This window comes from Flexivirga sp. YIM B11880 (assembly GCF_058148645.1).
Genome location: NZ_JBMAMH010000010.1, coordinates 22101 through 39870, shown reverse-complemented (window position 1 = coordinate 39870; position 17770 = coordinate 22101). Strand labels below are relative to the sequence as shown.

General features: G+C 68.6%; 13 protein-coding genes. 7 read left to right on the top strand and 6 right to left on the bottom strand.

Features of this window, described 5'->3' with window-relative positions:
* The first annotated feature begins 204 nt into the window (after positions 1-204).
* Both ACN8HC_RS14345 and ACN8HC_RS14340 read left to right on the top strand, forming a co-directional pair.
* Complete coding sequence (locus ACN8HC_RS14345; protein WP_490075517.1) at positions 205-1239, top strand: NADP-dependent oxidoreductase; 1035 nt, start codon at positions 205-207, stop codon at positions 1237-1239.
* A gap of 89 nt (positions 1240-1328) precedes the next feature.
* Positions 1329-1601: a DUF4242 domain-containing protein gene (locus ACN8HC_RS14340; protein WP_490075516.1), complete on the top strand. Its 273-nt coding sequence runs from the start codon at positions 1329-1331 to the stop codon at positions 1599-1601.
* Here ACN8HC_RS14340 and ACN8HC_RS14335 read toward each other — a convergent pair.
* The gene (locus tag ACN8HC_RS14335; RefSeq protein ID WP_490075515.1) at positions 1598-4540 is read right to left on the bottom strand and encodes an ATP-binding protein; all 2943 of its coding nucleotides are present in this window, start codon (positions 4538-4540) and stop codon (positions 1598-1600) included. The two genes, ACN8HC_RS14340 and ACN8HC_RS14335, sit on opposite strands and share 4 nt — an antisense overlap.
* A 152-nt stretch (positions 4541-4692) precedes the next feature.
* Here ACN8HC_RS14335 and ACN8HC_RS14330 point away from each other — a divergent pair, with 152 nt between their 5' ends.
* Positions 4693-6057, top strand: coding sequence for an FAD-binding oxidoreductase (locus ACN8HC_RS14330; RefSeq protein ID WP_490075514.1), 1365 nt, complete (start codon positions 4693-4695; stop codon positions 6055-6057).
* Positions 6058-6077: 20 nt separating this feature from the next.
* Here the strand turns inward: ACN8HC_RS14330 and ACN8HC_RS14325 are convergent, their stop codons facing one another.
* From ACN8HC_RS14325 to ACN8HC_RS14315, 3 genes are all read right to left on the bottom strand, one after another.
* The gene (locus ACN8HC_RS14325) at positions 6078-8036 is read right to left on the bottom strand and encodes an aconitate hydratase (protein WP_490075513.1); all 1959 of its coding nucleotides are present in this window, start codon (positions 8034-8036) and stop codon (positions 6078-6080) included.
* A gap of 99 nt (positions 8037-8135) precedes the next feature.
* Positions 8136-9299 carry a glycosyltransferase family 4 protein gene (locus ACN8HC_RS14320; protein ID WP_490075512.1) on the bottom strand — a complete coding sequence of 388 codons (1164 nt, stop codon included), beginning with the start codon at positions 9297-9299 and terminating at the stop codon, positions 8136-8138.
* Positions 9296-10585, bottom strand: coding sequence for a cytochrome P450 (locus tag ACN8HC_RS14315; RefSeq protein WP_490075511.1), 1290 nt, complete (start codon positions 10583-10585; stop codon positions 9296-9298). Before ACN8HC_RS14315 ends, ACN8HC_RS14320 begins: the two co-directional genes overlap by 4 nt.
* Positions 10586-10761: 176 nt before the next feature.
* On the opposite strand from ACN8HC_RS14315, the gene ACN8HC_RS14310 reads away from it, so the two are divergent.
* The gene (locus tag ACN8HC_RS14310; protein WP_490075510.1) at positions 10762-11784 is read left to right on the top strand and encodes a serine/threonine-protein kinase; all 1023 of its coding nucleotides are present in this window, start codon (positions 10762-10764) and stop codon (positions 11782-11784) included.
* Between the two features lie 127 nt (positions 11785-11911).
* The gene (thrS, locus tag ACN8HC_RS14305) at positions 11912-13894 is read left to right on the top strand and encodes a threonine--tRNA ligase (RefSeq protein ID WP_490075509.1); all 1983 of its coding nucleotides are present in this window, start codon (positions 11912-11914) and stop codon (positions 13892-13894) included.
* Positions 13895-13980: 86 nt separating this feature from the next.
* On the opposite strand, the gene ACN8HC_RS14300 is transcribed toward thrS, so the two are convergent.
* Entirely contained in the window at positions 13981-15222 is a 1242-nt protein-coding gene (locus tag ACN8HC_RS14300) for a tetratricopeptide repeat protein (RefSeq protein WP_490075508.1), read from the bottom strand.
* 94 nt (positions 15223-15316) lie between these two features.
* Here ACN8HC_RS14300 and ACN8HC_RS14295 point away from each other — a divergent pair, with 94 nt between their 5' ends.
* Complete coding sequence (locus tag ACN8HC_RS14295; protein ID WP_490075632.1) at positions 15317-16576, top strand: AAA family ATPase; 1260 nt, start codon at positions 15317-15319, stop codon at positions 16574-16576.
* A 242-nt stretch (positions 16577-16818) separates the two neighbouring features.
* Positions 16819-17088: a MarR family winged helix-turn-helix transcriptional regulator gene (locus ACN8HC_RS14290; RefSeq protein ID WP_490075507.1), complete on the top strand. Its 270-nt coding sequence runs from the start codon at positions 16819-16821 to the stop codon at positions 17086-17088.
* A 245-nt stretch (positions 17089-17333) separates the two neighbouring features.
* On the opposite strand, the gene ACN8HC_RS14285 is transcribed toward ACN8HC_RS14290, so the two are convergent.
* On the bottom strand, positions 17334-17747 hold the full coding sequence (locus ACN8HC_RS14285; protein WP_490075506.1) for a VOC family protein: 414 nt from the start codon (positions 17745-17747) through the stop codon (positions 17334-17336).
* Positions 17748-17770 lie beyond the last annotated feature (23 nt).

Sequence of the window (17770 nt, the reverse complement as noted above, 5' to 3'; positions counted from 1 at the left end):
CGAGCCGACCGCTCGCCCCGGGCCAGCAGGCACCGTTGGCACCCGAAGCTCAACGTAGCAACCCGCTCCCCGCCCGGCAATGATCGGACGAATGGGCCTGAGTCAACGCTGCGAACCCCGCGAGCCTGAGCGCGTACAGACGTGCTGGTTAGGCTCGGCGTGCGTCGCCGCGACGTGTCGGGCACAACTGGATTGAGGACGCAGATGACCACTTCGACGCAGATCCGGCTGGCGGCATACCCGGTCGGAATGCCGCAGGACAGCGACTTCGAGACGGTGACGGTCGACCTGCCGGCCCTTGCCGATGGCCAGGTGCTGCTGCGGACGATCTATCTGTCGCTCGACCCCTACATGCGGGGGCGGATGAGCACCGCCAAGTCGTATGCCGCGTCGCTGGAACTCGGGGACGTCGTTCTGGGCGGCACGGTGTGCGAGGTGCTGGAGTCGCGATCGGAGGGCTTGACGGCCGGGGACTTGGTGCTCGCCTACACCGGCTGGCAGACCCACGCCGTCGCAGACGCCACGCAGCTGCGCCGGCTGGACCCGGCGCAGGCACCGATCTCGACGGCGGTCGGTGTGCTCGGTATGCCGGGCTTCACGGCATACGCGGGCCTGCTGGAGCTGGGGCGACCGAAGCCGGGGGAGACCGTGGTCGTCGCTGCCGCCGCCGGTCCGGTCGGCTCGGCGGTCGGGCAGATCGCTCGGATCAAGGGCGCCCACGCAGTCGGCATTGCCGGTGGCCCGGAGAAGTGCCGAATCCTCCTGGAAACGTGTGGTTTCGACGCTGCGGTCGACCACCGGTCACCCACCTTCGTGGACGATCTGGCCGCGGCGACTCCCGACGGGATCGACGTCTACTTCGAGAATGTCGGCGGCGCGGTGACCGAGGCGGTCATCGAGCGGCTCAACCTCTACGCGCGAATGCCGGTCTGCGGGCAGGTCGCCGGATACAACGCAACCGAGCCGCCGCCCGGTCCGGACCAGTTGCCCAGGTTCCTGCGCAAAGTTCTCACCCTCAGTCTCTCGGTGCGCGGGTTCATCCAATCCGAGTTCGTCCCAACGCATTACGCAGCCTTCGAGCGTGACATGTCCGGCTGGATGCGCGATGGCAAGGTTCATTACGTCGAGGACATCGTCGACGGACTGCAGAACGCCCCCGAAGCGTTCCGCGGCCTGCTGACCGGCCGCAACGTCGGCAAGCTGCTCGTGCAGGTGAGCGAAGATCCGACCCGGCGCTGAGCCCTGCCCCGCACTGTCCGCGATTGCGGCACGCGGTCCGGCGTGGGTGGCTACGCTGGATGGACCGTTCGAGATGTTGGAGGTGCGCCATGCCGATCTTCATGGTGGAGCGGCGCTTCGCTGAGGAACTGGACCTCGACTCCGCCGGTGCGGACGGCATCAATCGGATCAACCTCGACGAGGACGTCCGCTGGCTGTATTCCTTCCTGTCCGCGGACAAGCGCAAGACCTACTGCCTCTATGAGGCGCCGTCGCCCGAGGCGATCCGGCGCGCTGCGACCCGAGCAGGGATTCCGGCGGACCAGATCGTCGAGGTGACCGACCGGATCCTGCCCGACGCCAGCCTCGCCTCGATCCGCTAGATCAGGTGGTGATCGGCGGCGTAACGAGCCGCCTGGGTGCGGTTCGCCGCGCCCGTCTTGGTCAGGATGCTGCGCACATGGTTCGCCGCCGTGTTCGCGCTGATGAAAAGTCGCGAGCCGATCTCGCGGTTGCTCAGTCCCGCCGCGACGAGCCGAAGTACGTCGAGCTCCCGGGAGGTCAGTCCGTCGTGCGGCGCGTCGCCCGGAACGGCCTCCAGCCAACGCAGCACTCGCAGTTGGCCGATCGGCATGGCGAGTTCTCGCGCCTCTGCTGCGAGCCGAGCGGCGCGCACCGGGTCGTCCCGGCGCCCGTGAAGCGCCACCGCGTGCCGGGCGAGGGTCTCGGCGACATGCACCGTCGAGCGCATCCGCCGATCCATGCTGACCGCCGAGCCGAAGAGGCGATCCGCCTCGGCCCGTTCCCCCATGGCTTCGGCGAAGCGCGCGAGATAGCGGTCCGCGCAGCCGAACGCCGCGACGAACTGGCCGGCGACGATGTTCCCACCCGCATACCGGCGCAGCGCCGGTGTCAGCGCACGCATTGCGTCGCTGTCGCCGAGGTCGGCGGCGGCGTCCGCCATGAAGGCCAGCTCGATCGGGAAGCGGGCGTCGGCGGCATACGACTCGACATCGCGCTCGAGGAGGGTGTGCAGGGTACGACGCATCCCGTCGAGCAGACCGAACTCGGTGTAGAGGGCAAGCAGTCCGGGCAACCAGTGGCCGGCATACCGCTCCCGCCCGGTGATCAGCGGACGCACCGCCTCCAGCCGGCCGCTCTCCCGGCGGATCATGAAGAGCTGCACGCTGTGCGGTCCGTCCATCGACTCGCTGTCGAACTCGCCGATCTGCAGCGCGGTGTCGGCCAGCCGCTCGGCCTCCTCGAAGTCACCGCGACGGAAGGCACGGCTCTGCATCATGCAGGTCGCCGTGTAGTCCATGAACGGCTGCCGGCCCGAGGTGGCAGCGGCTTGCTCCTGCCTGACGTATCCCTCCAGATCGGCCGGCCGCCCGGCAAGGTAGCTTGCCAACGCGCCGAAATGCGCTGCCTCGGCTAGTGATTCGTGGTCGCCGGCCTCCCGCGCCAGCGCGGTCAGTTCACCGACCCGAGCCAGCTGCCGATCGACAGTGCCGGGCAGTAGACCGTGCCACAGACCGGTCCGCAACGTGTGCACGATCGTTGCTCGATCGCCGGTGCGACGCGCCATCACCATGGCGTGCTCACCGAGCGACTCGGCCCGGTCATGCTGTCCGGCGAAGGCCAGTGCGCGGGCCAGTGATCCGGTCGCGCACACGCGTCGGACGTCGTCGTCCGCGAGGCCGGAGTCGGCGAGCGCCGCGGAGAGCAGCTCGGCGGCCCGTGCATCGATGGACCCCGGACGCCAGTTGGTCTCCTCGAACCCCATCGCGGCCTGCAACCGGGTGAGGGGGTCCGGCATACCGGCCAGGCGGTCGTAAATCTCCCTGGCACGTGCGAATTCGCTTGCCCGGACATAGTTTCGCGCCGCGTCGAAGAGGGCCGCTGCCACCTCGTCGGGGCTGGTGCCTGGCAGCCCGGCGGCCCGCTCGAACCATCCGGCCGCGTCCTCGTAGGCGAGGCTGTGGGCAGCCTGCCGGGCGGCGAGGGTGGCGTAGCGGTACGCCTGGTCGCGATAGCCGAGCAGGTGCGCGCGAAGGTAATGGTTCGCCAGTCGCGGATAGCGGTCCGGCATGGTCTCCACGCCCCGGTCCAGCGCCCGTGCGGCCTGGGCGTGCAACATTTCGAGGCGGGCCGCGGGCAGGCGGTCGAGGAGGACCTGACGAGTCAACGAATGGGTGAATCCGTACCACGTCGCCGGCTCGTCCAGCAGCTCGATCAAGCCCGCCGAGACGGCGGCATCGAGCGCGTCGACACTGCGAGTGTGGTCGAGGACACCGGCCGTCACGAGCGTTGCAATGTCGAAGGTGTCTCCGAGAACCGCTGCCACCTGGACGGTCTCGTGCACCTGCCGGCTCAGGCCGGCCAGTCGCGCGCTGATGGTGTCGGCGATGGATGCCGGCACGCCGCGACCGTCGCGCAGCGCGGCCACGCCGCCACGGCGCTGCACATCGGTCCACAGCTCATGGAGGAAGAATGGGTTGCCGCCCGTGCGATCACGCAGGATGGACGCCGGCTGCCGTGCCGCTCCCGGTGAGATCCCTGTGCGCTCGCTGACGAAGTCGGCGATTGCGGCGGTGTCGAGGCCGCCCAGATCCAGCCGGTGCACGCCCTCGAGTCGATGCAGATCGGCCAGGTGCTCGCTCAGCTCGGCCGAGCGGTCCGGAGCCGTGGTCCGGAAGGTCGCCATCAGCAACAGGCGAGTGTCGACGGTGGCGTTCGCCACGTGCTTCAGCAGTGCGACGGTCGGCTGCGTCGCCCAGTGCAGATCGTCGAGTATGACGGCCAGTGGTCCCTCCTCCGCGAGCCGTCGCAGCAGCATCGCCAATGCGTCGAACAGCTCGCGTCGTACATCCCCGGAGGTATCCGACACTTTCGGCGACCGGTGCCGGGCGGCCTGCACCGAGAGTCTGCTGATGTCGTAGGGGAGTCCCGCGAGCAGTGGACAGACCTGGTCGCTGCAATCGGACGGCTCCTCGTCGGGGTGTATGCCGGCACAGCACGGCGCGTGCTCGAAGAGGTGGTCCAGCATCTCCACCACGGGCTGGTAGGGCACCCCTGCGTCCTTGCCGGCGGCCGCGATCAGCACCGGGATGCCGTGGTCGTGCAGCGCACCCGCGACCTCGGTTGCGAGACGGGTCTTACCGGCGCCCGGCTCTCCGCCGAGGAGCACGACCTGACCGTCGCCCTCCTCCACCCGCGACCAGATCCGCTCGAGCTCTTCGAGGTCGTGACGTCGCCCGACCAGCCGGGACCGACGCGCCACCTGGAAGCGTCGTGGCAGCGGTGCCGAAGACCACTCCATCCCTGATGCTACCGCCGCCGACGGCGGGCACCTGGTCAGATCTGACTACCGGGGAACGGCCGCAAATGGGCCAGTTCAGGTCATGACAAGGGTTGTCGCAGCGGCGACTCTGGAGGTCGAGCACTGCACGACGACGAGTAAGGAGCGCGCTCATGACCACGATTCCGGACCTGAGGACGGCGGGAGGCGTCGTACACCGCGATGACCCCGACTACGACGCGGCGCGCAGCGTCTACAACGCGATGATCGACCGTCATCCGGCGGCAATCGCCTACTGCCGCAATGTTGCCGACGTCCAGGCCGCGCTCGCCGACGCTCGTCGGTCCGGGCTCCCGGTGGCGGTGCGCGGCGGCGGCCACTCGGGTCCGGGCTGGGGCACCATCGACGACGGGATGGTGATCGACCTGGCCCCGATGTCCGGGATCCAGGTCGATGCCGGTGCCCGGACCGCCGTGGTGCAGGGCGGGGTCACCCTGAGCTCGTTCGACGCGGCGACGGCGGCGCACGGTCTGGCGACACCGACCGGTGTGGTCGGTTCGACCGGCATCGGCGGACTGACGCTGGGTGGCGGGCACGGTTACCTCTCCCGCAAATACGGACTGACCATCGACAATCTGCTGTCCGCCCAGCTCGTGCTGGCCGACGGTCGCGAGGTGACCGCTTCGGAAGACGAACACCCCGACCTGTTCTGGGCGATCCGAGGCGGGGGAGGCAACTTCGGGATCGTCACGTCGTTCACCCTGCGGCTGCACCCGGTCACCGAAGTCGTCTGCGGACCCACCGCGTGGCCGGCCGCGGCCACGGCCGACGTCCTGCGGTGGTACCGGGACTTCCTGCCTGACGCGCACGAGGACCTCTACGGCTTCTTCGCAACCCTGACGGTGCCGCCGGTCGCGCCGTTTCCCGAGCCCTTTCACCTGCACAAGGCATGCGCGATCGTCTGGTGCTTCACCGGCGATCCGGCGGACGCGGCCGACGCCCTGGCACCGGTCCGCGAGTTGCAGCCGGCGTGGGACGGCACCGGCACGGCGCCGTACACAGCATTGCAAGCGACCTTCGACGGACTGTTTCCACCTGGGCTGCAGTGGTACTGGCGCGGCGACTTCTTCCGGGACATCCCCGACGAGGCGGTGGAGTTGCACAGCCGGTTCGGCGAGGAGGCGCCGACGCCGCTGTCGCAGATGCACCTGTACCCGGTGGACGGTGCCGTGCACCGGGTGGGCGCCGCCGACACGGCGTGGGGTCACCGCGATGTGAACTTTTCCCAGGTGGTCGTCGGCGTCGACCCCGACCCGGAGAATGCCGCCGCGATCAGCACGTGGGCGAAGGATTACCACGACGCCGTCCATCCCTACTCGGCGGGCGGCGGCTATGTGAACTTCATGATGGACGAGGGACAGGACCGGGTCCGAGCCGGCTACGGCGTCAACTACGACCGGCTCGTCGAGGTCAAGGACACCTACGACCCCGGCAACGTCTTCCGGGCCAACCAGAACATCCGCCCGCATCAGCAGTGAGCTCAGCGCACCCCTTGATGTCAATGAATCTGCTGACGCCGCAACGGGATCCGGCCACCGGCGAGCACCATGTCGACCTGCCGCGGCGACAACCGGTGCCGCAGCTGGTATGACGTGCCGCTTCTGGAATTGACCGCCTCGACCGTGTCCCCGGCCGACAGTGCGTCGTGCAGTCCGTCCAGGACCAGCGTGTCACCCAACTGCACGTCGTCGTAGTCGCCGGCGTCGGCGAACTCCAGGGCGAGGATCCCGAAGTTCGCGAGGTTCTGCCAGTGGATCCGCGCGAACGACTTCGCAATCACCACGCGCAGGCCGAGGTAACGCGGCGCGATGACGGCGTGCTCGCGGGACGAGCCCTGACCGTAGTTCTCGCCGCCGACGATGATGTGGCCGCCCTCGTCACGCAGCGCCGTGGCCCGCTCGACATACTCGGGATCGACTGCGTGGTAGACGAATTCGGAGATCTTCGGGATGTTGCTGCGATAGGGGAGCACCTTGGCGCCGGCCGGCAGGATCTCGTCGGTGGAGATGTTGTCGCCGACCACCAGGCCGACCTGCGCCTCGATCCGGTCGGGCAGTCCGTCGAAGTCGGGCAGCGTGGAGATGTTCGGTCCCTTGACCAGTTCCACCTCACGCGCCTGCTCCACCGGCAGCGGCTCGACGAGCATCGCGGTGTTGACGCTCGCGTGCTCGGGCAGCTTCGGGTGCGGGTAGTCGATCCCCTTGTCCTTGCTGAGGTCTCGCGGGTCGGTGATCACCCCGGTGAGCGCGGCAGCGGCCGCCGTCTCGGGGGAGCACAGCCATACCGAGTCCTCCGGGGTGCCGGACCGGCCGGGGAAGTTGCGCGGCATGGTGCGGAGGCTGTTGCGCCCGGTCGCGGGAGCCTGACCCATCCCGATGCAGCCAAGGCAACCGGACTGGTGCACCCGTGCGCCGGCGCTGATCAGGTCGAACAGCCAGCCGCCCTTGGTCAGGCCCTGCAGGATTTCCCGCGACGTCGGGTTGATGTCGACCGAGACGGCCGGCTCGGCATACCGGCCTTTCAGGGTCTCGGCGACCACGGCGAAATCCCGCAGACCCGGGTTGGCCGAGGATCCGACCACCACCTGCGACACCGGCTCGCCGGCGACCTCGCGCACCGGCACCACGTTGCCGGGGGAGGACGGCCGGGCGATCAGCGGCTCCAGGGCGGACAGGTCGATCTGCTCCTCGATGTCGTATGACGCCCCGTCGTCGGCGACGATCTCACGCCACACGTCTTCCCTGTCCTCGGCTGCCAGGAACCTGCGCACCTCGTCGTCGGAGGGGAAAACCGTTGTGGTTGCACCGAGTTCGGCTCCCATGTTGGCGATGACGTGACGGTCCATCGCCGTCAAGTGCGCCAGGCCCGCACCGTGGTATTCGACGATCCGGTTGACGCCGCCCTTCACGTCGTGCCGGCGGAGCATCTCCAGCACGACGTCCTTGGCTGACACCCAGTCCGGCAACTCACCGGTCAGCTCGATGCCCCAGATCTCCGGCATCCGCAGAAAGAGCGGCTCGCCGGCGAGCGCCATGGCGACGTCCAGCCCGCCCACGCCGACCGCGAGCATGCCGATCGCGCCGGCCGCGCAGGTGTGTGAATCGGCCCCCGCCATCGTGGCCCCCGGCCGGCCGAAGCGTTGCTGGTGCGTCGGGTGCGAGACGCCGTTGCCCGGGCCGGAGAACCACAGCCCGAAACGCTGGGCGGCCGAGCGCAGGAAGGCGTGGTCGTCGGGATTGCGCGCGTCCTCCTGCAGGAGGTTGTGATCGACATACTGCACCGCGACCTCGGTCTGCACCCGGTCCAGATCGAGCGCTTCGAGCTCCAGCATCACCATGGTCCCTGTCGCGTCCTGCACGAGCGCTTGATCGACGCGCAACGCGACCTCGGCACCGGGCGTGAGATCGCCGTCCAGGAGGTGGTCACGGATCAGCTTCTGTGCGACGTTGAGCGCCATGACGCTCCTCTCCGGCCGGCCGAATGGAGGCGCTCGGCCTGATCGGGTCTTTCCACCGTAGCGCGGGCAGCTCGCCAGCCGGCATCGGCGGGAAGGTGCTCAGTCGTGGTGGCGACGCCGCCGCCGGCGGCCGCCGAGCTCGCGCCGGGCGCGTTCGTAGAAGTCGTAGGTGGCGCGCATCGCGTCGTCGAACGTCACGGCCGGGCGACGCGCCCGGGTGCTCGCCTTGAGCCGTTCGACCCGGTCTGCGTCGACCAGCAGCTTGGCCAGGTTGTCGACCATGTCGTCGGCGTCGTCGACGAGCAGTCCCTCGACCCCCGTCTCCACGAAGTCGGCGAGTCCGGTGAAGGTGTAACCGACGACCGGCACTCCGGCACTGCGGGCCTCCAGCGCCGCGATGCCGAATGCCTCCTGCCGGGACGGAGCCACGAAGAGGTCCGACTCGTGCAACAGCGCACGGATCTGCTCGGGGGTCCGGTGACCGAGCAGGTCGACCCAGGACCCGAGACCGAGCTCGTCGATCTGTCGCTGCAGCTCGTCGTGCCGCGGTCCGGCACCGACGATCGACACCGACACCGGGGTGCCGACCGGCACCTTCGCCTTGACACGGGCGAGGATCTCGATGAATTCGTCGATGTGCTTGCGCTTCTTCAGTCGCCCCACGAGCACCACCCGGAAGTCCGGGTCACCGGCTCGGTGCAGCGACGGAGCGACCGGCGCCCACCAATCGGTGTCGACCAGGTTGGGCACCACCGACACGTCCCCGCAGCGTGGATAGACGCGCTTGATGTGCCCGGCGATCATCGTGCTCACCCCGGAGTAGGCGACCCGCAGCAGGCTCGGCCCGAAGAAGACGCCGCTCACGAAACGGTGTGCGGCTGCAACCTTCCACCACACCGAGTGGACGGTGACCGCCACCGGTATGCCGCGACGGCTCGCGGCTCGCGCGACATAGATCGCGATGGGGGAAGCGACGGTGAAGTGGGCGTGCACCACGTCGACGTCTCCGCGATCGAGGACCTCGGCCACCATCGTGTGATTGAACGACGGGAAGGCGATCGTCATCCACCGCGTGCGCAGGCCGCGGTGTACGTCGAGGTCACCGCCCTGCTCGCCGTCCTTGTTGACGGCGGTGATGATCGACACGTCGTGCCCGTCGGCGCGCTGCGCCTGGGCCAGCGCCTCTACCTGACGCTCGATGCCGCCGACGTCCGGTGCGAAGGAATCGGCCGCGTGGACAATCCTCAGCGGGGTGGTGCTCATGCGACGTCTTGACCTGCGGACCCCGGGCGCAGTCGGACGGGGAGTGACTCCACGCCGTAGACGATCGACAGGTCACGGAACGCCAACTGCTCAGGAGGTATGGCGAGCGCCAACTCCGGGAACCGCTCGACGAGGCCGAGGAACGCGGCGCGCAGCTCCATCCGGGCGAGCTCGGCACCGACACAGCGATGGAACCCGTGCCCGAAGCCCAGATGCGTCGGCCGCTCGACGTGGGGGTTGAGCGTCTCCGTGTCCGCTCCCAGCGCGCCGTCGCGGTTGGCGCCGGAGAGAGACACGATCAGCACGTCACCCTGCTTGATCTGCTTGCCGTAGAGCTCCATGTCGTGCTTGGCGAAGCGGGGGAAGGTGATCTGCACGACCGACAGATAGCGCAACAGCTCGGCCACGACCGCATCCACGTGGTCGCGCTGTCCCGCAAGGGCATAGCTGTCGGGGTCGCGCAGCAGCGCCAGCGTGCCGAGGGACAGCATGCTTGCCGACGTCTCGTAGCCGCCGGTGAACACGCCGTCGGCGAGTCCGCCCAGGTCCTCGTCGGTCACCTCGTCGCCGAGCTCGCGGATGATCTGCCCGATGAGCCCCTCGCCCGGCTCTCGGCGCTGCCGGCCGACCGACTCCTGCAGGAAGGCGCGCGACTCCGACATCGCGCCGAACACGCCCGCACCCCCGGTCGAGATGTCGAACCGGGCGTGCCCGAGCTTGCGGAACGGCTCACGATCCTCGACCGGCAGACCGAGCAGCTCGCAGATCACCAGGAACGGGATCGGGAACGCGAACTCGGTGACCATGTCGACCACCGGGCCGGCTGCCTCCATCGCGTCGAGGCGCTCCTGGACGACTCGGTCGATCACCGGCTGCAGCCGGGTGAGGCGACGCACGGTGAACTCGGGGGTGAGTATCTTGCGCAGCCGGGTGTGCTCGGGTGGGTCGGTGAACCCGAGCCCGCCGATGGTGACGTCGCTGCCCATGCCGAGCATCGGGCGGATGTCGGTGCTGTAGCTCGTGGTGTCGGCGAGGACGGTCTTGGCTTCGTCATACCCGGCCACCAACCACACATTGATGCCGAAGATGCGCCGCATCCGGTGAACCGGCTCCTCCTCGCGCAGCTGTCCGAGGGCCGGCAGCGGGCCCATCCCGTCGCGCCGCAGCGGCATCGTGAGCTTCTTAGGAAGCACGGGCAGGCCGGCGAGCCCGGAGGACCGGCCGGCGGCGGCCGTCGACATCAGACGTTGCGCAACCCATCGACGGATCGAGGTCGTCGCGTTCACCGTGGTTCGTCTCCCGAGTGTGTAGGGCGAGCCCATGCGACGGATGCCTGAGCCCGCGCGGAGCCACCACACAGTAGTGGGCTCACGCCGTTCAGTCCTCAACGGTAACCGACAAGTAGCGCGGTGCGCCCGCGGCGCGCGCACACTGCGGCAGCCCGGCGGTTAATCTGTCCGACGTGATCGTTGGAGCCCAGTCGGGCGCGGATGCCCAACCACGGTTCGGGCATTACCTGCTGCACGAGGTGATCGGCACCGGCGGGATGGGACAGGTGGCTCGCGCCACCGACACCCGGCTGGGCCGCGACGTCGCGCTGAAGGTGATGCATCCGTCGACCGCCACGGACGACGAATACCGCGCGCGCTTCCAGCGGGAGGCGGCGATCGTCGCGCGGCTCACCGACCCGCACGTCATCCCGATCCACGGCTACGGCGAGATCGACGGCCGGCTCTATCTGGACATGCGGCTGGTCGAAGGCCGCAACCTGGCGCAGCTGCTCGAGCGTGGACAACTCGAGGTGTCGCGCACGCTCGACCTGCTGAGTCAGATCGGCGACGCGCTCGATTCGGCGCATCGGGCGGGCCTCGTGCACCGGGACGTGAAGCCGTCCAACATCCTCGTCGACCCGAAGGGGTTCGCCTACCTGGTCGACTTCGGCATCGCGGCGAGCACGACGCAGCAGGATCTCACGACGGCCGGTCAGGTGGTGGGCAGTGCGTCATACATGGCGCCGGAGCGGCTGCGGCCCGGTCCGCCGCCGGACTCGCGCAGCGACGTCTATTCACTGGCGTGCGTGCTCTATCAGGCGCTCACCGGCAGCAAGCCGTTCGTCGCGGACGAGCAGCTGCAGCTGGTCGCCGCGCACCTGCACGAGCCGCCGCCCTCGCTGCGGCGCCACCGGAGTGATCTGCCGGACGCGCTGGACCGGGTGGTTCGCTCCGGTATGGCGAAAGACCCGGCGCAGCGGCCCGCGACGGCGCCGCAGCTGATGGACGCGGCCCGCTCCGCCATGCACCAGGCGCGCTCGTCCGTGACCCCGGCGCCGCCACCCCGCCCGGTCGCGCGCACCGCGCTCCCGAGCGTTCCGCAGCCGAATCGGCCACAGCGGCAAAGCACTTCACCCCGCGCCCTGTGGGTGATCGCCGCGTTCATGGGGCTGCTCTGCGTCGGTGTGATCGCCTGGGCGGTGGCGGTCAGCTGAGCGCTTCCTGGCGATTCGCGCCAGCCGGGCACGACGATGCGGCCTGACGTCGCGTGAGGGTCAAGCGATAACCTGACGCAGCCCGGCGTGTGTCGCCGGGCGCTCGCCATACCGAAGGAGAACACCCGTGTCAGTAGGTCACGCCGCACCCACCGCCGCCGTAGGCCGACGGGTCGAGCAGGCCACGACGGGCACCGAACTCTTCAGCGACGATCGGGGCATCGTGGCGATGAAGGTCGACGGGGAACTGCAGGACCTCTTCCGCGAGATCCCGGCCGGCGCGCTGGTCGAGCCGGTGCCGGTCGACTCGCCCGACGGCCTCAATGTGCTGCGGCACTCGACCGCACACGTGCTGGCCCAGGCGGTGCAGCAGCTCAACCCGGACGCCAAACTGGGCATCGGCCCGCCGATCACCGACGGGTTCTACTACGACTTCGACGTCGACACCCCGTTCACGCCGGAGGACCTCAAGGCCCTCGAGAAGACGATGCAGAAGATCATCAACGAGGGCCAGACGTTCCAGCGCCGCGAGGTGAGCGACGACGACGCCAGGGCCGAACTCGCCTCCGAGCCCTACAAGTTGGAGCTCATCGGGCTGAAGTCCAAGGCCGGCGATGCAGCCGAGGGCGCGGACGCCGAGGTCGGCGAGGGCGGGCTGACGATCTACGACAACGTGCGGCGCGACGGCACGGTCGCCTGGGGCGACCTGTGCCGGGGGCCGCACCTGCCGTCGACCAAGCTGATCGGCAACGCCTACAAGATCATGCGCTCGGCGGCCGCCTACTGGCGCGGCTCGGAAAAGAATCCGCAGTTGCAGCGCATCTACGGCACCGCGTGGCCGAGCAAGGCCGAGCTGAAGTCCTACCTCGACCGGCTGGCCGAGGCGGAGAAGCGCGACCACCGCAAGTTAGGCGCCGAACTCGACCTGTTCAGCTTCCCCGAGGAGCTCGGGTCGGGCCTGCCGGTGTTTCATCCCAAGGGCGGGGTCATCAAGCGGGAGATGGAGGATTACGTCCGCCGTCGGCACATCGAGGAGGGCTTCCAGTACGTCGGGACGCCGCACATCTCCAAGGACGGGCTCTTCCACACCAGCGGCCACCTGCCCTACTACGCGGACACGATGTTCCCGGGCATGTCGCTGGAGGGAGCGGAGTATCGCCTGAAGGCGATGAACTGCCCGATGCACAACCTGATCTTCAAGTCGCGCGGCCGCTCCTACCGCGAACTGCCTTTGCGCTTCTTCGAATTCGGCTCGGTCTACCGCTACGAGAAGTCCGGCGTCGTGCACGGGCTCACCCGGGTGCGCGGTATGACGCAGGACGACTCGCACTCCTACGTGACGGCCGAGCAGGCGCCTGACGAGATCCGCCACCTGCTGAACTTCGTGCTGTCGCTGCTGCGCGACTTCGGGCTGGACGACTTCTACCTGGAGCTGTCCACACGCGACACCGAAGGCGACAAGAAGGACAAGTTCATCGGGTCCGACGAGCAGTGGGAGACCGCCACCGCAATCCTGGAGCAGGTGGCCACCGAGTCGGGGCTGGAGCTGGTTCCCGACCCGGGCGGCGCCGCGTTCTACGGACCGAAGATCTCCGTGCAGGCGCGCGACGCCATCGGCCGGACCTGGCAGATGTCGACCATTCAGTACGACTTCAACCAGCCGCACCGGTTCGGCCTGGAGTACCAGGCCGCGGACGGCAGCCGGCAGGAGCCGGTGATGATCCACTCGGCGAAGTTCGGGTCGATCGAGCGTTTCCTCGGGGTGCTGGTCGAGCACTACGCGGGTGCGTTCCCGGTGTGGTTGTCACCCGTGCAGGTGCTCGGCGTGCCGGTGGCCGAGGAGTTCGCGCCATACCTCTCCGGTGTGCTGGACCAGTTGCGCGCCAGAGGTGTTCGCGTCGAGCTCGACGAATCCGACGACCGCTTCCCGAAGAAGATCCGCAACGCCAGCAAGTCCAAGGTGCCCTACGTGCTGATCGCGGGGGAGGACGACCGCTCCGCCGGTGCGGTGTCGTTCCGCTTCCGCGACGGCTCGCAGCGCAACGGGGTGCCGGTCGCCGACGCCATCGCCGAGATCGAAGAAGCCATTCGCGACAAGCGGCAGGTCTGAGCTGGGAACTTCCTGACAGCCCGGCGAGTTGGACCGACTGCAGCCCCCAAGGACTCGAGGCCCTGGGGGCTGCGCCACGTCGCGGCCTAGGCGGCCGCGATCGCCTTCCACCGCAACACCTCCGCGAGCCAGCACGCGGCGCCGACAAGTGCGCCGACGACTGCGACGTCGGCGAAGAACGCGCTGCTGAGGAAGGCCGACCAGCATGCGGCGGCCACGAGGAGAACGCCGGCCCCGTGCGCGGCAACCACCCACGTCCGCAGCACCGGTAGCGCGCGGTGGGCGTGGCCGGCAGCGATGCCCCAGCAGATCGCAACGACCGCGCACCACAACGGTTCCGTGCGGTGCGCGGCGAGGCCCCACACCACACAGCTGACGATCACGGCGAGGTATGCCGCGTACCCGGTCGCTGATCGGCGCACGACGGACGGCAGCAAATCTCGGTGGCCGTCCATACAGACGAGGAGGTTCATGATCGGGTCGATCGACCACGTGGCGAAGAATATGGCGACGATCCCGATCTCTGCCTCGGTAGTGGCGCCGGGCGCTACGGAGACGACGAGCAGCAGACCAATCAGTGGCCATGTCCGCCAGAGCAATGTGATGCGCCGATCCCGGATGTTACGAGTTCGGATGCTGCGGATCAGCCAGCGATAGATAGGGTTTCGGGACTTGAGCACCTGTGCGTAGGCGGCGCGATTGCGCGCATCGAGCGGCCTCAGCCGCATCGCCTCCCGGCTCGACGCGACTGCCTGCTGAGACCGGCCATCGGCGGACTCGAGCAGGCCGGCGACTCGATGCGCCTCGGCGTCGTTCGGGTCGAGTCGGAGGGCTTGGGTGACCAACTCTCGAGCCTCGGAATGCTGCCGTAGCCGCAGGTGGGCTATCGCCAGAGCTGTCAGCGGACGGATGTAGCTCGGGTTCAGCTCGCGTGACTTGTGAAGTTCCTGCATCGACTCAGCGACCTGGCCTCGGTTGAGGAGGACGAGTCCGAGCTGGCCATGAGCGTCGGCACTGCCCGGGGCGACAGCGACCGCGCGACGCGCCGGACCAATCGCACCAGGGTGGTCACCGAGACCGACGAGCGCGGCGCTGAGGTGCAGCAGCGCGACCAGGTTGTCGGGCTCGAGGGCCAAGGAGCGCTTCGCCTCGTCGCGAGCGTCCTCGTGCCGTTTCTGCTGCAACAGCGCCCGCGCCAGTTGGCGATGCAGGCGAGGGTCGTCCGCGGCACGCAGGAGGGCGGCGCGCAACATGGTCTCGGCTTCCTTGGGCCTGCCGAGAGTGAGCAGCGCGTTCGTCCGCTGCAGGACGCTGTCGCAGTGCGTCATACCGCCCCCCTTCTGCCGAAGACAGATTATCGCGACGGTTGCAGCGATTTGCGAGTTCCGTCGAACTCCCACCGGCTACGGTTGCAGCGTGTCGATGGATGCAGTGATCGAGGCCCTGCGTGCGACGCTTGCCGCGGACCCGCGGAACAACGCCGTGCGAAGTCACCTGGCGAAATTGCTGCTCGACGAAGGGCGGCCGGCAGAGGCGCTGGCCGAGGCCGGGACCGTGTTGGCCGCGACACCCGCCGACGTGCCGATGCTGCGCCTGGCGATGGCGGCTGCGGAGGCCGCGGGCGAGGTTGAACGGGCGGCGGCATACCGGCGGCTCGTCGACGTGCTCGATCCACCGGTCACGGCACCCACCGCATTGGCGTCCGGGCCGCCGCCGGATGACGACACGGCGGCCGTGGTGCCCGACACCGCGGCCGAGATGATCGACGGCTGGCAGGACACCGACGCCGTCGAGGAACCGACGTTCGGCGAGTTCAGCCGGGCGCGACTCACGTTGCAGGACGTCGGCGGCCTCGCCGAGGTCAAGAAGCGGTTGCGTCTGTCGTTCCTGGCACCGATGCAAAATCCGGAGGTCCGAACGCAATTCGGCAAATCCCTGCGGGGCGGCCTCCTGCTGTGGGGGCCGCCGGGCTGCGGAAAGACGTTCATCGCCCGGGCACTCGCCGGAGAGCTGGGTGCCAACTTCTACGAGGTCGGCCTCGCCGACGTCCTCGATATGTATCTCGGCAACAGCGAGCGCAATCTGCACGGAATCTTCGAGTACGCCCGCCGGAACTCTCCTTGTGTGTTGTTCTTCGACGAGATCGACGCGCTGGGCCAGAAGCGCTCGCAACTGCGCCACAGCGGCGGGATGCGCGGAGTCGTCAACCAGCTGCTGACCGAGCTCGACGGCGCGTCGACGACGAACGACGGTTTGTTTGTTCTCGCGGCGAGCAACCATCCGTGGGACGTCGACTCAGCGCTGGTGCGACCTGGCCGCTTCGATCGTCGGGTGTTGGTGTTACCACCCGATCTGGAGGCGCGAGAAGCGATCCTGCGTCTACACCTGCGGGACAAGCCTCAGGACCGGGTGGATTTTGGGAAACTGGCCCGTACCACCAGCGGCTTCTCCGGCGCCGACCTGGCACTGGTCTGTGAGCAGGCGACTGAGAGCGCCATGGACGCGTCCCTGGAGTCCGGCACTTTGCGCCCGATCACCCAACGTGACCTCCTCGACGCGATCGGCCAGAATCGCCCGAGCATCAGCGAATGGCTTGAGACGGCGAGGAACTACGCGCTCTACAGCAACGACTCGGGGCTGTACGACGAACTCGCCGCCTACCTGAAGCGACGGAAGTCCTGAAGCTTGCACATTCCTGCATTGTCGGGCGCGGCCTCGAGCCGGCCGGGTGGTTCAATGCGGCTCTGACCCACCACGATCCCGAGCCGCCGCCAGCCCTGCTGTTGTATGTCATCAAGCAACTCGAGCTCGTCAGCCGGTCCGGCTCGATGCGGTGCTGAAGGGTTACGGCGTGACCGCGCTGCAGTACACCGCCCTTAGCGTGCGCGAGCGGACGCCCACCATGTCGTCGGCCCACCTGGCGCGTGTCGTTCGTGCGGGCGCAGTCGACGGCCGACCTGGTGGGCGCCCTGGAGCGGCGCGGGCTGATCGAACGCCAGGTCGATCCGGACAATCGTCGCCGGCTGGTCATCGCGATGACCGACGCGGGACGGGCGTTCCTGGCGACATACGACCCGCAGGTGAGCATGCTGGAGGACGAGATGCTCGCCGGTTTCGGCCCGGAAGAGCGCCGGCAGTTGCGGGATCTGCTGATTGCCAGCCGGCGGGACCTGGCCGCACCGCGCGCGCCGTGAATCCGTCACGCGGAGCGGCTGACTCCTCATCCCCGTCGAGCACCGCATCCGACCCGAAAGCCGCGAGTACCAACGCGTGCTCGCATCCAGGTCATCGCAACGTGCGTCGGGGCGGGAAAGTCATGGGTGACCGCCGGTTGTGGGGTGTCTGCCGACGCTAGCTCGGCCTCCGGCCTGAGCCGAACGGGCGCCGATACGGACGGTTACGTATGCCGCGGTCCGTAACCATCCGTATCGTGCGAACCTCAGCTCGGCGCGATGTCGACCATCCAGGAAACACCGAAACGGTCCACCAGCATGCCGAATTCGTCGCCCCATGCCTGCCTCTCCAGCGGCATCGGGACGTTGCCGCCGTCGCTGAGCCGGTCCCAGTAGCCGCGCAGCCTCTGCGCGTCGTCACCGGACAGGCTGAGCGTGCCGTTGGGGGAGGGCTGCATCGCCTGCGGGGCATCGGCCGCCATCAGTTCGATGCCGTCCGGTGCGCTCAGCTGGGCGTGCATGATGTGCTCCGCGTCCGCCGGGTCGATCTGCTGATCGACCGGATTGAACTCGGCGAACGTGTTGAGGTGCAGATCGCCCCCGAACACCTCCTGGTAGAACTGCATCGCCGCGCGGGCATCGCCACGGAAGTTGAGGTAGGGGTTGAGCTGGACGGTCATCGGCGGCTCCTTCATCGGTGAAG